The sequence below is a fragment of the Bradyrhizobium sp. 199 genome (genome assembly GCF_023073355.1).
Taxonomy (GTDB): Bacteria; Pseudomonadota; Alphaproteobacteria; order Rhizobiales; family Xanthobacteraceae; genus Bradyrhizobium.
In genome coordinates, this window is the sequence record NZ_JADPJI010000005.1 from 1,531,888 (window position 1) to 1,548,032 (window position 16,145).

General features: G+C 65.0%; 12 protein-coding genes. 4 read left to right on the forward strand and 8 right to left on the reverse strand.

Features of this window, described 5'->3' with window-relative positions; translation table 11 throughout:
* Positions 1–54: 54 nt before the first annotated feature.
* Both IVB28_RS15870 and IVB28_RS15875 read right to left on the reverse strand, forming a co-directional pair.
* A complete protein-coding gene (locus IVB28_RS15870) occupies positions 55–1,425 on the reverse strand; it encodes a sigma-54 dependent transcriptional regulator (protein WP_247527399.1) in 1,371 nt (456 codons plus the stop codon).
* A gap of 17 nt (positions 1,426–1,442) precedes the next feature.
* Positions 1,443–3,800 carry a PAS domain-containing sensor histidine kinase gene (locus IVB28_RS15875; RefSeq protein ID WP_247527400.1) on the reverse strand — a complete coding sequence of 786 codons (2,358 nt, stop codon included), beginning with the start codon at positions 3,798–3,800 and terminating at the stop codon, positions 1,443–1,445.
* Positions 3,801–3,980: 180 nt separating this feature from the next.
* Between IVB28_RS15875 and IVB28_RS15880 the strand changes: the two genes are divergently transcribed.
* On the forward strand, positions 3,981–4,121 hold the full coding sequence (locus tag IVB28_RS15880; RefSeq protein WP_247527402.1) for a hypothetical protein: 141 nt from the start codon (positions 3,981–3,983) through the stop codon (positions 4,119–4,121).
* 303 nt (positions 4,122–4,424) lie between these two features.
* Here the strand turns inward: IVB28_RS15880 and ntrC are convergent, their stop codons facing one another.
* The 3 genes from ntrC to dusB are packed head-to-tail and all read right to left on the reverse strand — an operon-like array spanning position 4,425 to position 8,044.
* Positions 4,425–5,867: a nitrogen regulation protein NR(I) gene (gene ntrC / locus IVB28_RS15885; protein ID WP_247527403.1), complete on the reverse strand. Its 1,443-nt coding sequence runs from the start codon at positions 5,865–5,867 to the stop codon at positions 4,425–4,427.
* 9 nt (positions 5,868–5,876) lie between these two features.
* Entirely contained in the window at positions 5,877–7,046 is a 1,170-nt protein-coding gene (locus IVB28_RS15890) for a nitrogen regulation protein NR(II) (protein ID WP_247527404.1), read from the reverse strand.
* Positions 7,043–8,044, reverse strand: coding sequence for a tRNA dihydrouridine synthase DusB (dusB, locus tag IVB28_RS15895; protein WP_247528560.1), 1,002 nt, complete (start codon positions 8,042–8,044; stop codon positions 7,043–7,045). The genes IVB28_RS15890 and dusB overlap by 4 nt, the downstream gene beginning before the upstream one ends.
* Before the next feature lie 277 nt (positions 8,045–8,321).
* On the opposite strand from dusB, the gene IVB28_RS15900 reads away from it, so the two are divergent.
* Both IVB28_RS15900 and IVB28_RS15905 read left to right on the forward strand, forming a co-directional pair.
* Positions 8,322–9,503 (forward strand): bifunctional 2-C-methyl-D-erythritol 4-phosphate cytidylyltransferase/2-C-methyl-D-erythritol 2,4-cyclodiphosphate synthase, encoded by a 1,182-nt coding sequence (locus IVB28_RS15900; RefSeq protein ID WP_247527405.1) that lies wholly within the window; start codon positions 8,322–8,324, stop codon positions 9,501–9,503.
* Between the two features lie 4 nt (positions 9,504–9,507).
* Complete coding sequence (locus tag IVB28_RS15905; RefSeq protein WP_247527406.1) at positions 9,508–10,113, forward strand: CinA family protein; 606 nt, start codon at positions 9,508–9,510, stop codon at positions 10,111–10,113.
* Between the two features lie 814 nt (positions 10,114–10,927).
* On the opposite strand, the gene IVB28_RS15915 is transcribed toward IVB28_RS15905, so the two are convergent.
* Positions 10,928–11,410, reverse strand: a complete 483-nt coding sequence (locus tag IVB28_RS15915) for a type II toxin-antitoxin system RatA family toxin (protein ID WP_247527407.1) — start codon at positions 11,408–11,410, stop codon at positions 10,928–10,930.
* 6 nt (positions 11,411–11,416) lie between these two features.
* On the reverse strand, positions 11,417–12,373 hold the full coding sequence (lipA, locus tag IVB28_RS15920; RefSeq protein WP_247527408.1) for a lipoyl synthase: 957 nt from the start codon (positions 12,371–12,373) through the stop codon (positions 11,417–11,419).
* 130 nt (positions 12,374–12,503) lie between these two features.
* On the opposite strand from lipA, the gene IVB28_RS15925 reads away from it, so the two are divergent.
* Positions 12,504–13,106 (forward strand): DNA-3-methyladenine glycosylase, encoded by a 603-nt coding sequence (locus IVB28_RS15925; RefSeq protein WP_247527409.1) that lies wholly within the window; start codon positions 12,504–12,506, stop codon positions 13,104–13,106.
* A 110-nt stretch (positions 13,107–13,216) separates the two neighbouring features.
* Here IVB28_RS15925 and IVB28_RS15930 read toward each other — a convergent pair whose 3' ends face one another.
* A complete protein-coding gene (locus tag IVB28_RS15930; protein WP_247527410.1) occupies positions 13,217–16,093 on the reverse strand; it encodes a valine--tRNA ligase in 2,877 nt (958 codons plus the stop codon).
* Positions 16,094–16,145 lie beyond the last annotated feature (52 nt).

The window sequence follows — 16,145 nt, forward strand, 5'->3', positions numbered from 1 at the left end:
TTGTTTGGACGCGTTTTCTTACGCGAACCGGTATCCACTTCGTTCGAAAACGCTCTAGCCGACGCCGAGCGCCTTCAGCTTCCGGTGCAGCGCGGAACGTTCCATGCCAACGAACTCGGCCGTTCGAGAAATATTTCCTGAAAAACGGCTGATCTGTGCAATCAAATAGTCGCGCTCGAACACCTCGCGCGCTTCGCGCAGCGGCAGGCCCATGATGTGCTCGCCATTGTTGCTGGTCGGCATCGCCGGCACCATGGAGCCGACGTCCTGCGGCAGCATGTCGGCCGTAATGATGACCTCGGGGCCGCCCCCAGCCAGAATCATGACTCTCTCAACGTTGTTGCGGAGCTGGCGCACATTGCCCGGCCAGACGTGCGATTGCAGCACCGCCATCGCGTCCTGCCCAATCTGCCGCTTGGGCAGACCGCTGCCGGCCGAAATCTGCTCCATGAAATAGTCGATCAGCTCCGGAATGTCCTCGCGCCGTTCCGACAGCGCCGGCACGCGGATCGGCACCACCGAGAGCCGATGATAGAGATCCTCGCGGAAATGGCCGGCCGCGATCTCCTCTTCGAGATTGCGCGCGGTCGACGAGATGATGCGCACATCGACCTGCACCCTGGCGGTGCCGCCGACGCGCTGGAACGACTGCTCCACCAGCACGCGCAAGATCTTGTTCTGGGTCTCGCGCGGCATGTCCGCGATCTCGTCGATGAACAGCGTGCCGCCATGGGCTTCCTCGAGCGCGCCGGGCTTGCGCGCCTGTTCGCCGTTGGACTGCTCGATGCCGAACAGCTCGTGCTCCATTCGCTCGGGCGTGATCGCCGCGGCGTTGATGACGACGAAGGGACCGTCGGCACGGCCCGAGGCCGTGTGCAGCGTGCGGGCGGCCAATTCCTTGCCGGCGCCGGCGGGGCCGACGATCAGGATGCGGCTGTTGGCCTTGGCCGCGCGCTCGATGGTCTGGCGCAGCTGGTTCATGCTGGGCGAACGGCCGACGAGTTGGCTGGCGCTCGGCGCGAGCTGCTTGAGCTCCTTGACCTCGCGCTTCAGCCGCGAGTTCTCCAGCGCTCTGGTCGCGACCAGGATCAGTCGATCGGCCTTGAACGGCTTCTCGATGAAGTCATAGGCCCCGCGCTTGATCGCCGCGACCGCAGTCTCGATGTTGCCGTGGCCGGAGATCATCACCACCGGCAGGTCGGCATTGTCCTTCTTGACCTGCTCCAGCAGTTGCAAGCCGTCGAGCTTGGAGCCCTGCAGCCAGATGTCGAGGAACACCAGATGCGGCCTGCGGTTGGCGATCTCGGCGAGTGCCGTATCGCTATCGCGTGCGGTCCGGGTCACGAAGCCCTCGTCCTCGAGAATGCCCGCAACGAGATCCCGAATATCGGCCTCATCATCGACAATCAGAATTTCACTTGCCATGGGTCGCGCCTGCCTTCTCAGCTACCTGTTGAGGCTTCGAATTTCGTTGATTCATTGGTCTTTTCAGCCGGGTCTTTGGTTTCGGCCGCCGGCTGTTTTGTTTCCTGCGCCTGATCCTTGACCGCAGCGCCGGCCTGCTCGGCTCCCTCGGCTTTGGCGGGTTGCCCGGTGACCGCAAAGCGCATCCGCATCCAGGCGCCGCGCTGGCCCTCGCGGAAGTCGGAAGCATCCTTCAGCTCGATGCGCCCGCCATGGTCTTCCAGGACGCGGCCGACGATGGCAAGACCGAGCCCGGTGCCTTTGGCGCGCGTGGTAACATACGGCTCGAGCAGACGCGAGCGCGCGACCTTGGGCAGGCCGATGCCGTTGTCGACCACGTCGATCAGCACGTCCTCGTCCTCGCGCGACACCACGACGTCGATGCGGCCTTTTCCGAGCTCCTCCGGCGGAACCTGCTCGATCGCCTCGGTGGCGTTCTTGACGATGTTCGTGACCGCCTGGGAGATCAGCCGCCGGTCGAACTGGGCCCGCAGCGGATCCTGCTTGAACTCGGCCTCGATATCGATCTCGGGATGGGCGACCTTCATCAGGAACACCGCCTGCCGCACGGTGTCGGCGACGTCCTCGCCTTCCATCACCGGCTTCGGCATCCGCGCGAAGCGCGAGAACTCGTCGACCATGCGGCGGATATCGTCGACCTGGCGCACGATGGTATCGGTGCACTGCTCGAAGATCTGCTTGTCCTTGGCCTCGGTGATGTCCTTGCCGAACTTGCGGCGGATGCGCTCGGCGGAGAGCTGGATCGGCGTCAGGGGGTTCTTGATCTCGTGGGCGATGCGGCGCGCCACGTCGCCCCAGGCCGAGGTGCGCTGTGCCGAGACCAGCTCGGTGATGTCGTCCAGCGTGATGATGTAGCTGTCGTGCGGCTGGTTCTTCTCAGCGCTGACGCGGACTGACAGATTGCGTTCCTGCCCGTCGCGCGTGATCGTGATCTGGCCCTGCACCAGACGCTGGGCCCCTTCCCGCGCCGCCTTCATCATCTCGTCGAGCTCGGGCAGCACGTCGGACAGCGGGTGGCCGAGTGTCTCCGCTTCGGAGTGCCCGATCAGCTTCTCGGCGGAGCGGTTGAGGATGCCGACACTGCCGGAGGCATCGACGCCGATGATGCCGGCGCTCGCCGAGGACAGCACGGCCTCGATGAAGCGGCGGCGGCTGTCGATCAGATCGCTGGCGTTGACGAGCTCGTCGCGCTGGCTGCGCAATTCCTGCGTCATCTTGTTGAAGGTCTCGCCTAGCTGGGCGAGATCGCCTTCCGACTGGTGCACCGGCACCTGGACATGGAGATCGCCGGTCGAGACCGTGTGGGCCGCATTCATCAGCCGCCGGATCGGCGAGACTAGCGAATTGGCGAAGTTGAGACCGATCAGCACCGAGGCCATCAGGATGGTCAGCGCGATCACCGCGAACATCAGCGCGAAGGCGACCTGGATGCCGAGGCGGCGCGACTCGATCTGGGCGTATTCGGCGACACTGACCTCGGTCTGCTTGAGCTGGTTAACAACGTTCGGATCAAGGGGGCGGGCGACGTAGAGGAAGGTGTCGCTGAAGGCGCGGAGGCGGATCACCGCGGCAACGTAGCTCGCGTCCGGCAGCACCGCGATCTCGGGTTCGTTCTCCTTGACGTTGCTGAGGAAGTCGGGCGCCGGCGGCGAATAAGCCAGTCGCATGCCGGTGTCGGCGGATTCCAGGATGTTGGTGTTCTTGTCGATGATCATCGCGCCCGGCAGATTGCGCGAGCCGGCGCTGCCGGTGAGCAACTCGCGGAACGAGCGGCGATCCTGGTCGTACAGCGGCCGGGCGTGCGCGATGTCGTTGGCCATGCCGAGAATGTCGCCGCGGATCAGCTGCGCATGGTCCTGCATGTAGGCCCGCGCAATGGTCAGCGAGTTCTGGATCACCTCCTTGGTCGGGCCGGAGAACAACCGGTCGAGACCGCGCTCGATGGTGACGTTGGCGACGACGGCGACGAGCACCGCCGGCAGCACCGCCACGATCGAGAACAGGCTGACGATCTGGACATGGAGGCGCGCCGCCGCCCTGCCCCGCCGCCGCGCCAGGATCAGCTGCCAGAGCTCACGGATGATGATGCCGACCAGCAGCAGGATCGTGGCCGCATTGATCAGATAGAACGAGCGGACGACCTCGGGCGTCGGCTCGATCGTGGTGAGGCCGGTCAGGACCAGGAAGGTCAGAAACGCCGAGCCCAGCGCCAGGGCCACGGCAATGGGCGCCAGCCAGCGCCGCGCCGACCAGCGCCGGGGCTCTTCTGCTGTGGCCGTGTCAAAGTGTGCGGCCGAGGTGTCTGCGCTGGTCATTCCGGGCAATGGTGGGTGCTAAAAAACGGTCCGCGACGGGGGCGGATACTGATGTATTCGTACCACATTGTTGCCGAATTGCGACAATTCCGCGGCGCCCTCGCCTCGGCGGCCCGGCGCATCCACAGGGCAATGCCGGATCAGCGGGAACGGAATACGGCTACATGGGCTTGATCTGGCATGGACAGGATATTTCTCGCGATAATGGCTTCGGCTGTACTGCTGCTGATTGTGGCCTCCGACCTGCTCGTCAATGGCGCGGGCCTGCAGGAGCCGGCTGAACTGGCCATGCTGCCGACATCAGCTCGCCTGGTCAGATAGGTGCGGCAGTGCGCCATGCGGCCAAATGCCGAGATCGTCCCCATTCAGCGGAACATTCAAGCCCGTCTCGGACTTCTGCTCACCGCGTCAGCCACAACGGCCAGCGCGATCCGGACAGGCTCAGCTCCGCTTTGGTAGGGGAGCTGAGCCACCGCCGCCCAAACGCGTTTAGCGGACGCGTTTAGGGTCTGCCGCGAGCGGTCTAAAGCGCGATGCGATCAGGATGAATCGCCATCGCGCTTTAGGTTGTTGTTTAAGCATGATCTATTCGGAAAACCGCTGCGCACTTTTCCGGATCATGCTTTAACCCCCGCTCCTGTAGACCTGGATATCGAGATCCCGGATCTTCTTGCGCAGCGTGTTGCGGTTGAGACCAAGCAGGTCGGCGGCGCGGATCTGGTTGCCGCGGGTGGCGGCGAGCGCGGCCGTGAGCAGCGGCACCTCGATCTCCTTGAGGATGCGATGGTAGAGGCCCGGCGGCGGCACGCCGTTCGGGAATCCCTGGAAGTGCGAAGACAGATATGCCTCCACTGCGCCGCCAAGATTCTCGACGCCGTGCTGGACTGCGGCACCCGGGCTGACCGTGGGCGGCGCCAGTTCGCCGTCGATGACGGAGCCTGTGATCACGTCCTGCGGGTAGAGTGCCGCAAGGCGACGCGCCAAATTCTCGAGCTCGCGCACGTTGCCGGGCCAGCGGTGCTGCTTCATCCGCTCCAGCGCCAGCGTGTCGAGCTTTTTCGGCGGAAGCCCGTCCTTCTCGGCGAGCGCGAAGAAATGACGGATGAGATCCGGCAGGTCCTCGATACGCTCGCGCAAAGGCGGCAGCCGCAGCGGCACGACGTTGAGGCGGAAGAACAGGTCTTCCCGGAATAGGCCCTGCTGGATCAGCACCCGCAGATCCTTGTTGGAGGCCGCGACGATACGCACGTCGGTCTTGATCGGCGTGCGGCCGCCGACGGTGGTGTATTCGCCCTGCTGCAGCACGCGCAGCAATCGCGTCTGTGCCTCCATCGGCATGTCGCCGATTTCGTCGAGAAATAGCGTGCCGCCCTCGGCCTGCTCGAACCGGCCGGAGGCGCGGGTGTTGGCGCCGGTGAAGGCGCCGCGCTCATGGCCAAACAGCTCGGATTCGATGAGGTCGCGCGGGATCGCGGCCATGTTGACCGCGACGAACGGGCCGTTGCGCCGCTTGCCGTAATCGTGCAGCGCGCGGGCCACCAGCTCCTTGCCGGTGCCGGATTCGCCCGTGATCATCACGGTGAGGTCGGTCTGCATCAGTCGCGCGAGCACGCGGTAGATTTCCTGCATCGCCGGCGAACGACCGACCAGCGGGATCGCCTCCATCTCGGCGTCCTCGTCCGGGGTCGAGACGCGCTCCTTCGGCTCGGCCAGCGCACGGCCGACGATGGCGATCAGCTCCTTGAGGTCGAAGGGTTTGGGCAGATATTCGTAGGCCCCGCGCTCGGAGGCGCGGATCGCCGTCATGAACGTGTTCTGCGCGCTCATGACGATGACCGGCAGATTCGGCCGCATCTTCTTGATCCGCGGCAACAGGTCGAAGGCGTTTTCGTCCGGCATCACCACGTCGGTGATGACGAGATCGCCTTCCCCCTGGCTGACCCAGCGCCACAGCGTTGCGGCATTGCCGGTGAGTCTGACCTCATAACCGGCCCGGGACAGTGCCTGGTTGAGTACGGTGCGGATGGCGGTATCGTCATCAGCTACGAGAATGCTACCTGCGGGCATCGTTGATCCTCATTTCGCCCCCTGTGACACAGGCGACGACTTCCCGGCAGAGTCGGCGCGACTGCTTTGATCGGCATGTTTCACCAATGTGGAAAACATCGGCATCAGCACGCGGAAGGTGGTCTTGCGCGGCTGAGATTCGCATTCGATGATGCCCCCGTGATCGCCGACGATCTTGGCCACCAGCGCAAGGCCCAGCCCCGAGCCGGTCTGCTTGGTGGTCACGAAGGGGTCGAACAGGTTGGGCAGAAGGTCGTCCGGCACGCCTGGTCCGTTGTCCTTCACGCAGAATTCGAGTGGCAAGGACACCCGGGATTTTTGACCGGGGACTGACAGGCGCACGCCGGGGCGGAACGCGGTGGTGAGCTGGATCTCGCCGTCGGGCACGTCGATCAGGGCTTCCGCGGCGTTCTTCACGAGATTAAGGAATACCTGGATCAGCTGGTCCTGGTTCGCCAGCACCGGCGGCAGCGAAGGATCGTAATCCTCGATGAAGCGGATGTTGCGGGCAAAGCCGGACTGCGCCAGCCGCTTCACGTGGTCGAGCACGGAATGGATGTTGACGGGGCCGCGCACCACGGGGCGCTCGTCGCCGAACACCTCCATGCGGTCGACCAGCGTCACGATGCGGTCGGCCTCGTCGCAGATCAGGCGCGTCAGCATGCGGTCCTCGGACGAGGCCTGCTGCTCCAGCAGCTGCGCCGCGCCGCGGATGCCGGAGAGTGGGTTCTTGATCTCATGCGCCAGCATCGCAGCCAGCGCGATCACCGAGCGTGCCGCGCTGCGATGGGTGAGCTGGCGGTCCATCTTGTCGGCGATGCTGCGCTCCTGCAGCATCACCACGATATGGCCCGGCCTCTCCGTGAGCGGCGCGACATGCAGATCGACCTGGCGGTCGCCTCCCATGCGCGGCGTACCGAGATCGACCTTGTATTCGTTCACCGGCGCGTTCGACGAGCGCACCTGGTCGATCAGCGCCAGCAACGGGCTGCCGAACGGCACCAGCTCTTTCAGAGACTGCCGCTTCAGGAACTGCGTCGAGATCTCGAAGAATGCTTCGGTCGCGATATTGGCGGCGACGATCTTGCCGTCCGGTCCGATCATGAGCACCGGATTAGGCAAGGCATCCAGGATCGCATCGCTGTCGTCCGGCCGGCGATGTTCAGCGGCTGAGCTCATGCAGCAGCGCTCCATGCGAAGTCGTCGAAGGCATCCTGCAGCGACTGGCGGACGAGGCGCGGATCCTCGGAGGTGAGGATCTTCTGGCGCCAGGATTTCAGCTTTTCGGCCGGCGCACGGCTCGCCTCTGCCGCGACGTCGAGCGCCCAGCCGAGGTGCTTGCGGGCATGCCTGAGGCCGATGCGGAAACCATAGAGCGCGCAGACACCCTCATAGAGCGTGCGGACATAATGCAGCTGGGTTTCGAGCGAGGGCGCCGCCTCCTCAGCCCCACCCTTCAGGCGGCGGCCGATCTGGCCCGGCAGCCAGGGCTGGCCCTGCGCGCCGCGGCCGATCATCACGGCATCGGCGCCGGAGGCCTCGAGGGCGGCGAGCGCCTTTTCGTAGGAGGTGATGTCGCCGTTGACGACGAGCGGAATGGCGATGGCTTCGCGCACGGCGCGGATTGCATCCCAATCGGCCTCGCCCTTGTAGAACTGGCTGCGGGTGCGGCCATGCACCGTCACGAGCTTGATTCCGGCGGCTTCCGCGCGCTGCGCCAGCTCCGGCGCGTTGCGCGTGCGATCGTCCCAGCCGAGCCGCATCTTCAGCGTTACCGGCACCTTCACCGCCGCCATTGTCGCATCGATCAGGCTGACGGCGTGGTCGAGGTCGCGCATCAAGGCCGAGCCGGACTGGCCCCCGGTGACGTGGCGGGCCGGACAGCCCATGTTGATGTCGATGATATCGGCGCCTTCGGCTTCGGCGATCCGGGCGCCCTCCGCCATCCAATGCCTCTCGCAACCGGCGAGTTGGACCACGTGCGGGCCGATTCCGGTGGCTTCGCAACGCAACCGGGACATCCGATGGCCGTTGGCGAGTTCGTCGCTGGCGGTCATTTCGGAGACGACGAGACCGGCCCCAAGCTCGGCTGTGAGCCGGCGGACGGGCGAGTCCGTTACCCCCGACATCGGCGCCAGGAAGACCGGGGTGGCGACATCAATATCGCCTATCTTCAACGGCTTAGAGCCGAATATTGCCGAACCGGTCACAGGCGTCTCGTCGACTGGGCAGCGCCTCATCGCGCCTGCCAGGATCTATCTTGCGCACAATTCTTGTGCAGTCAAGCGTCATGCCTACACTTTAGACAATTCTGCAGATCTTTCAAGTGCAGTGCAGCAAAATGCTGTTTCCAACAATCCGGGGAAACCCCTTTTTTTGCGGGCCTGCCGTGCTAGAGGCATGCGGCATCACCGCACCCCCGACTCTTCATCATCAACCGAGTATTCGAGTCCTATGGCGAAATCACAGCGCACCGCGGTCGTCCTCGTCGCAGCCGGGCGCGGACTGCGTGCGGGTGCCGGTGGGCCGAAGCAATATCGCGAGATCGGCGGCGTGCCCGTGATCTATCGCGCCATGGAAGCCTTCAGTCGCCACGACGATGTGTTTGCGGTGCAGCCGGTGGTGAACCCCGACGACAGCGCCATGTTCACGGCCGCGGTCGCGGGGCTCAAGCACGAACCGCCGACCCATGGCGGCGCGACGCGGCAGGCGTCCGTGCTTGCCGGTCTCGAAGCGCTCGCCAAGTACCAGCCCGATATCGTGCTGATCCATGACGCCGCGCGGCCCTTCGTCTCGGAAGGATTGATCTCGCGCGCGATCGAGGCGGCGAGCCGCACCGGCGCCGCGATCCCGGCCATTCCCGTCACCGACACCATCAAGCTCACAGGCGAGGACGGCCAAATCGAGGGCACGCCGGACCGCGCCCGGCTGCGGATCGCGCAGACGCCGCAATCCTTTCGTTTCGAAATCATCCTCGAGGCGCATCGTCGCGCGGCGAAGGACGGTCGCAGCGATTTCACCGACGATGCCGCGATTGCCGAATGGGCGGGATTGACCGTTGCAACCTTTGAAGGCGATGTTGCCAACATGAAGCTCACCACTCCCGAGGATTTCGTGCGCGAGGAAGCGCGCCTGGTCGCCCAGCTCGGCGATATCAGGACCGGCACCGGCTACGACGTGCACGCCTTCGGCGAAGGCGACCACCTCATGCTCTGCGGCGTCCGCGTGCCGCATACCAAAGGTTTTCTCGCCCATTCCGATGGCGATGTCGGCCTGCATGCGCTGGTCGACGCCATCCTCGGCGCGCTCGCCGACGGCGACATCGGCTCGCACTTTCCGCCGAGCGATGCGAAGTGGAAGGGCGCCTCCTCCGATCAATTCCTGAAATATGCCATCGAGCGCGTCACGGCGCGCGGCGGCCGCATCGCCAATCTCGAGGTCACCATGATCTGCGAGCGGCCGAAGATCGGCCCCTTGCGCGACACCATGCGCGCGCGCATTGCCGAGATTTCCGGCGTCGACATCTCGCGCATCGCGGTGAAGGCGACCACCAGCGAGCGGCTCGGATTCACCGGCCGTGAGGAAGGCATCGCGGCCACCGCGAGCGCCACCATCCGCCTGCCCTGGAGCGCGTAGGATCATGGGCGGCAGCGACGCACGCGCCCTCTCCCGCTCGCTGCTCGATCTGTGCCGGATGCGCAAGCTGACGATCGCGACCGCTGAGTCCTGCACCGGCGGCCTCGTCGCCGGCGCGCTGACCGACATCCCCGGCTCGTCTGATGTCATCGATCGCGGCTTCGTCACCTATTCCAACGACGCCAAGCGCGCGATGCTCGGGGTCGAGGCCGGCACGCTTGCCAATTTCGGCGCCGTCAGCAAGGAAACCGCGACCGCGATGGCAGTCGGTGCGCTGGAGCGTGCCGGCGTCGATCTCGCCGTCGCCATCACCGGCATTGCCGGTCCCGGCGGCGCAACGCCCGGCAAGCCGGTCGGTCTCGTGCACTTCGCAGCAGCCGCGCGCGACGGCCGGATCATCCACCGCGAGCAACGCTTCGGCGCGATCGGCCGCTCCGCCGTGCGCCAGCGCTCCGTCGTCGAGGCGCTGCGCATGCTGATGGACCTTGCGCGCGGCCCGCAAGCCCAGAGCAAGCCGCGCGCCACCGCAACCCGCCTGCGCCCGCGCGTGACCCGCTCGCCGCGCCGGCATGCTGTGAAGCGCAGGACGCCGCGCTCGCCGCGGGGCTAGGTCGCGTCACGCCGCGGCCAGCAGCGCACTCCCGTAGTCGAGCACCCGCTGCTTGACCGCATCAGAATCTGACGGAACAACAACAGCATCACCCCTGCGGAGAGATTGGAGAGCGTCCCTTGAAGCGCGAGGCCGATGGCAAGTGATGTCGCGCCCAGCACGGCCACAGCGATGCCGACCACCGCGTATAAGCCCTTGCGTCGCCCGACGGGCAAAACACGCTAGCCGTGGAGCAATGCACGGCCGCGAAAAGATTCGCCTTTGCCGTGGTGGACGCTGGCAGCACCGGCGCGAGAGGCATCGCAGGGCGGGCAACCGTGAGCGAGGAGCCTTCGCGCACACGACCGGTGCTGTTGGCGTACGGCAAAACCGTGTCGTCCTGACGCCCGGGGTCTGTGCGTCAAGTCTTGCGGTGATGTGGCGGCCCGACCGGGTGCGCACGTCAGCGATCTGCAAGGCGACGGGGGCAATAGTGCATCGCTCCCCGGGGAGAACTCGGCATAAGCCGTCAAACCACTGCGCAGGGAAGGCCGATTGTTTGGCTTCACCTGTATGCCGCTGTGCAAGCCTCTTGTAGCGCAACCTTCGCACAGTGGACCGCGGGTGCCCAGCCGGCATCCGGTCTTCCCTGCACCCTCTGACAAAGAGGGTGATGAGATCAAGCAAAGCTCGGGCGAGATGAGCCGCGAGACTGCAAACCTGTGTTTGCTTTTCAAAAGACAGGCAAACTTTGTCGAAATGCATAAGCGCATTTGCACGCTTCTTTTACGCGCTACGGCGTCGCAGCGCGTCCGGGACACGAGAGTTACAACAGCTACGTCGACGCCAGCTTCCGCCGCCCGTAGATCGCATCGGCACGCTTTTCGAACGCGGTCGAGAACCGCGCGAAGGCGGCATCGAACATCGAGCCCATCAGCAACGCCAGCATGCGGCTCCTGAACTCGTAGGACAGGAAGAAACCGACGTCGCAGACGCCATTGCCCTGCTCTTGGCCTTTGGGCTCGAACGTCCAGCGGTTTTCGAGATTGCTGAAGGGACCTTGCAGATACTCGACCAGGATTTTCAGATTTGCGCGATCCAGCGTCACCCGGCTGGTGAAGGACTCCTTGACCAGCTTGAACGACACCGTCATGTCGGCGACCAGCACCTCGGTGCCGTCGGGCTTGGCCATCCGCTGGCGCACCTTCAGCGCGCTGCACAGCGGCACGAACTCCGGATAGCGCTCGACATCGGCGACCAGATCGAACATCTCGGAGGCGCTGTGATTGACACGGCGCTTGCTCGAAAATTTGGGCATGGCGGTTCAGCGGCCAGTCGCGGCTCGCGCGGCCTTCAGTCTCGCAAAATCCTCGCCGGCATGATGCGACGAGCGGGTGAGCGGGCTCGCCGACACCATCAGGAAGCCTTTGGTGTAGGCGACCTTTTCGTAAGAGGCGAACTCGTCCGGCGGCACATAACGCATCACGGCGTGGTGCTTGCGGGTCGGCTGGAGATACTGGCCGATGGTCAGGAAATCGACCTCGGCCGAGCGCAGATCGTCCATCACCTGCTGCACCTCGTGGCGCTCCTCACCGAGGCCGACCATGATGCCGGACTTGGTGAAGATGCTGGGGTCGAGCTCCTTGACCCGCTGCAACAGCCGGATCGAATGGAAGTAGCGCGCGCCGGGCCGCACCGTGAGATAGCGCGACGGCACGGTCTCGAGATTGTGGTTGAAGACGTCGGGCTTGGCGGCAACGACGAGGTCGAGCGCGCCCTCCTTGCGCAGGAAGTCCGGCGTCAGGATCTCGATCGTGGTCGAGGGGCAAGCGGCGCGGATCGCGCGGATGGTCTCTGCGAAATGCTCCGCGCCACCGTCGGCGAGATCGTCGCGATCGACCGAAGTGATGACGACGTGGGCAAGGCCCAGCTTGGCGACGGCCTCGGCGACGTTCTGCGGCTCGGCCGCATCCAGCGCGTTGGGCATGCCGGTCTTGACATTGCAGAACGCGCAGGCACGCGTGCAGGTGTCACCCATGATCATGAAGGTGGCGTGCTTCTTGTCCCAGCACTCACCGATGTTCGGGCAGCCCGCCTCCTCACACACCGTGTGCAGGCCGTTCGCCCGCACGATGTTGCGGGTGTCGGCATAGCCGCGGGTATTGGGGGCACGCACGCGGATCCAGTCCGGCTTCGGCGGCGAAGCGGAATCGGGCCGGTTCACCTTTTCGGGGTGGCGCGGGCGCAGCGGGTTCGAGATGGTATCGACAATAACGACCATGGGGTGTCCGGTCTGTTCAGGTCCTACCTAGTCGGTCCGGCGGGGCATCGCAACCCGGCTCGCACCGCTTCAGGGAACATGGCAGATATGGGCAATATCCTGCTCTGTTCTCAAGCGATTCTCACCTCGAATGGCTCCAACCTCGAAGACGACACCTCCGCGGCTCGGCAAAGTCCTGAAGCGCAGCTTTTTCGACCGCGACGTCCGCGAGGTCGCGCCCGACCTGATCGGCGCCACCTTGCTGGTCGACGACGTCGGTGGCATCATCGTCGAGGTCGAGGCCTATCATCATACCGAACCCGCGGCGCACTCCTTCAACGGCCCGACGCCGCGGAACCAGGTGATGTTCGGCCCTCCCGGCTATGCCTATGTCTACCGTTCCTACGGCATCCATTGGTGCGTCAATTTCGTCTGCGAGGAGGAAGGCTCGGCGAGCGCCGTGCTGATCCGCGCGCTGGAGCCGACCCATGGCTTGGCCGCAATGCGCCGCCGCCGCCATCTCCAGGATTTGCATGCGCTGTGCTCGGGCCCTGGCAAGCTGACCGAAGCGCTCGGTATCACCATCGCGCACAACACCCTGCCGCTGGACCGGCCGCCGATCGCGCTGCATGCGCGGACAGAGGATTTCGAGGTCGCGACCGGCATCCGGATCGGCATCACCAAGGCGGTCGAGCTGCCCTGGCGCTACGGCGTCAGGGGATCGAAGTTTCTCAGCAAGCCGTTTCCGAGGTGATCGTCATTCCGGGATGGTCCGAAGGACCAGACCCGGGATCTCGAGATTCTCAGGTGCGCAATTGCGCACCAAAGTTCGATGCTGCGCATCGTCGCGGAATGGCGATAGGGTCAGGAGGCCTGCTTCAGCCGCTCCATGGCTTCGAGCAGCTTGGCCTTGCGCGCCAGCGCGGCCTCGCGCTTTTCGCGTTCCTCCTCGACGACCTCTTCGGCCGCGTTGGCGACGAATTTCTCGTTCGCCAGCTTGGACTCGGCGCGTTTGATGTCGGCGTCGGCCTTGCCGATTTCCTTGTCGAGACGCGTGCGCTCGGCGGCGACGTCGATCACGCCCTTGAGCGGCAGCGCGGCCACCTCGCCGCGCACGAGCAACTGGACCGCACCGTCGGGCGCGCGGTCGGCGAAGGAGACGTCCGACAGCCGGGCCATGCGCTTGATGACATCGGTCCAGCGCGGCGCACGCTCCCTCGTTTCAGTCGAGGCACTCGCAAGCACCAGCGCCGTCAGCGTCGCCGGCGGGATGTTCATCTCGGCGCGCACCGAACGGATCTGCGTGACGAGGTCGATCACCCAGCCGATCTCGGCTTCCGCCTTGGGATCGGTGAAGTCGGAATGGTCGAAGATCGGCAGCACCCAGGCCGGCGAGACCAGCGGATCGGTCGCCCCCGTGGTCGCAGCTAGCATCGCAAGCTGCTCCGGCGTCGGCGCGGCCGGCTTCAGCGGCCACGACGCCAGTGCGAGCAGGCCGTCGCGCTTCGCCGTGACTTCCCACAGCTCTTCGGTGATGAAGGGCATGAACGGGTGCAGCAGCTTCAGGATCTCGTCGCGGGCCCAGGCAACCATGGCGCGGGTCTCGTCCTTGGCGGGACTGTCCGGACCAAGCAGCACGGGCTTTGCGAGCTCGACATACCAGTCGCAATAGACGTTCCAGACGAAGCGATAGATCGCGCTTGCCGCGTCATTGAAGCGATAGGCTTCGATCGCCTCGGTCACCTCGCGCGTGGTGTGCGCGCTCTCATGCGCAATCCAGCGGTTCAGCGTCTCCTTCGCCTTCGCCGGTTCGAAACCGTCGGGCACGGCGCAGTGGTTCATTTCGGCGAAGCGGGACGCGTTCCAGAGCTTCGTCGCGAAATTGCGATAGCCCTCGACGCGGCTTGTCGCGAGCTTGATGTCGCGCCCCTGGGCCGCCATCGCGGCCAGCGTGAAGCGCAGCGCATCCGCGCCGTATTCGTCGATCAGGCTGAGCGGATCGATGACGTTGCCCTTCGACTTCGACATCTTGGCGCCCTTCTCGTCGCGGACGAGGGCGTGGATGTAGATGGTCGAGAACGGCACCTCCTTCATGAAGTGCAGGCCCATCATCATCATGCGGGCGACCCAGAAGAAGATGATGTCGAAGCCGGTCACCAGCGCGTTGGTCGGGTAGTAGCGCTGCACCTCGGGGGCGTCTTCGGGCCAGCCGAGCGTCGAGAACGGCCAAAGCGCCGAGGAGAACCAGGTGTCGAGCACGTCCTCGTCACGGGTGATGAAGCCTTCGCGCTTGTTGCGGTCGAGCGCCATCTCGCGGCCCTGCTCGGCCGTGATGACGTCCTGCTCGACATAATAGCCGAGCGCGTGGCTGACGGCCTCCTCCTCGGTCTCGGCGACGAACACCTTGCCGTCAGGGCCATACCAGGCGGGGATCTGGTGACCCCACCAAAGCTGGCGCGAGATGCACCAGGGCTGGATGTTCTCCATCCACTCGAAATAGGTCTTTTCCCAGTTCTTCGGCACGAAGGAGGTTTCACCCGAGCGCACCGCCGCGATCGCGGGTTTCGCGAGTGTTTTCGCATCGACGTACCACTGGTCGGTCAGATACGGCTCGATCACGCTGTTGGAGCGATCGCCATGCGGCACCATGTGGGTGTGCGGCTCGATCCGCTCGACGAAGCCGAACGATTCCAGCCGCTCGACGATGCGCTTGCGCGCAGCGAAGCGATCGACCCTGTGGAACTCCTCGGCGAATTGCGCGGCGCCTTCCGGCAGGTCGCGCAGATAATCCTCGTTGTCGAGGAGATCGAGACAGCCTTCCCTGTCGATCACGCTGATCCGGCGCAGGCCGTGGCGATTGCCGACCTCGAAGTCGTTGAAGTCGTGCGCCGGCGTGATCTTCACCGCGCCCGAGCCCTTTTCCGGATCGGAATAGTCGTCGGCGACGATCGCAATCTTGCGGCCGACCAGCGGCAGGATCACGTTCTTGCCGACGAGCTTCTGATAGCGCTCATCCTCGGGATGCACGGCAACGCCGGTGTCGCCGAGCATGGTCTCGGGGCGTGTGGTGGCGACGACGATGAAGCTCGAGGGATCCTCGGGATTGAAATTCTCGCCCTCGATCGGGTAGCGCAAATACCAGAGGTGGCCCTTCACCTCGGTCTGCTGCACTTCGAGATCGGAGATCGCGGTGAGCAGCTTGGTGTCCCAGTTCACCAGCCGCTTGTCCTTGTAGATCAGGCCGTCGCGATGCAGCTCGACGAACACCTTGACGACGGCTTTCGACAGGCCCTCGTCCATGGTGAAGCGTTCGCGCGACCAGTCGCAGGAGGCGCCGAGCCGCTTGAGCTGGTTGATGATGGTGTCGCCGCTCTCGGCTTTCCACTGCCACACCCGCTCCAGGAATTTCTCGCGGCCCATCTCGCGGCGGCCTGGCTGCTGTCGTTCCATCAGCTGCCGCTCGACCACCATCTGGGTCGCGATGCCGGCATGGTCGGTGCCGGGCTGCCACAGCACGTCGCGCCCGCGCATGCGCTCGAACCGGCACAGGATGTCCTGCAGCGTGTTGTTGAGGGCATGGCCCATGTGCAGCGAGCCCGTCACGTTCGGCGGCGGAATCACGATGGTGAACGGCGCGGCGTCGCGGCGGTCGGGGCGGCCGGCCTTGAAGGCAAGGCTGTCCTCCCACACCACGGACATGCGGGCTTCGATATCGGCGGGCTGGTAATTTTTCTCAATCATGGGGCTGTAGAAAGCCGCGTGTGCGGGTCAAGTCAACGGGAAGCTCAGCGGC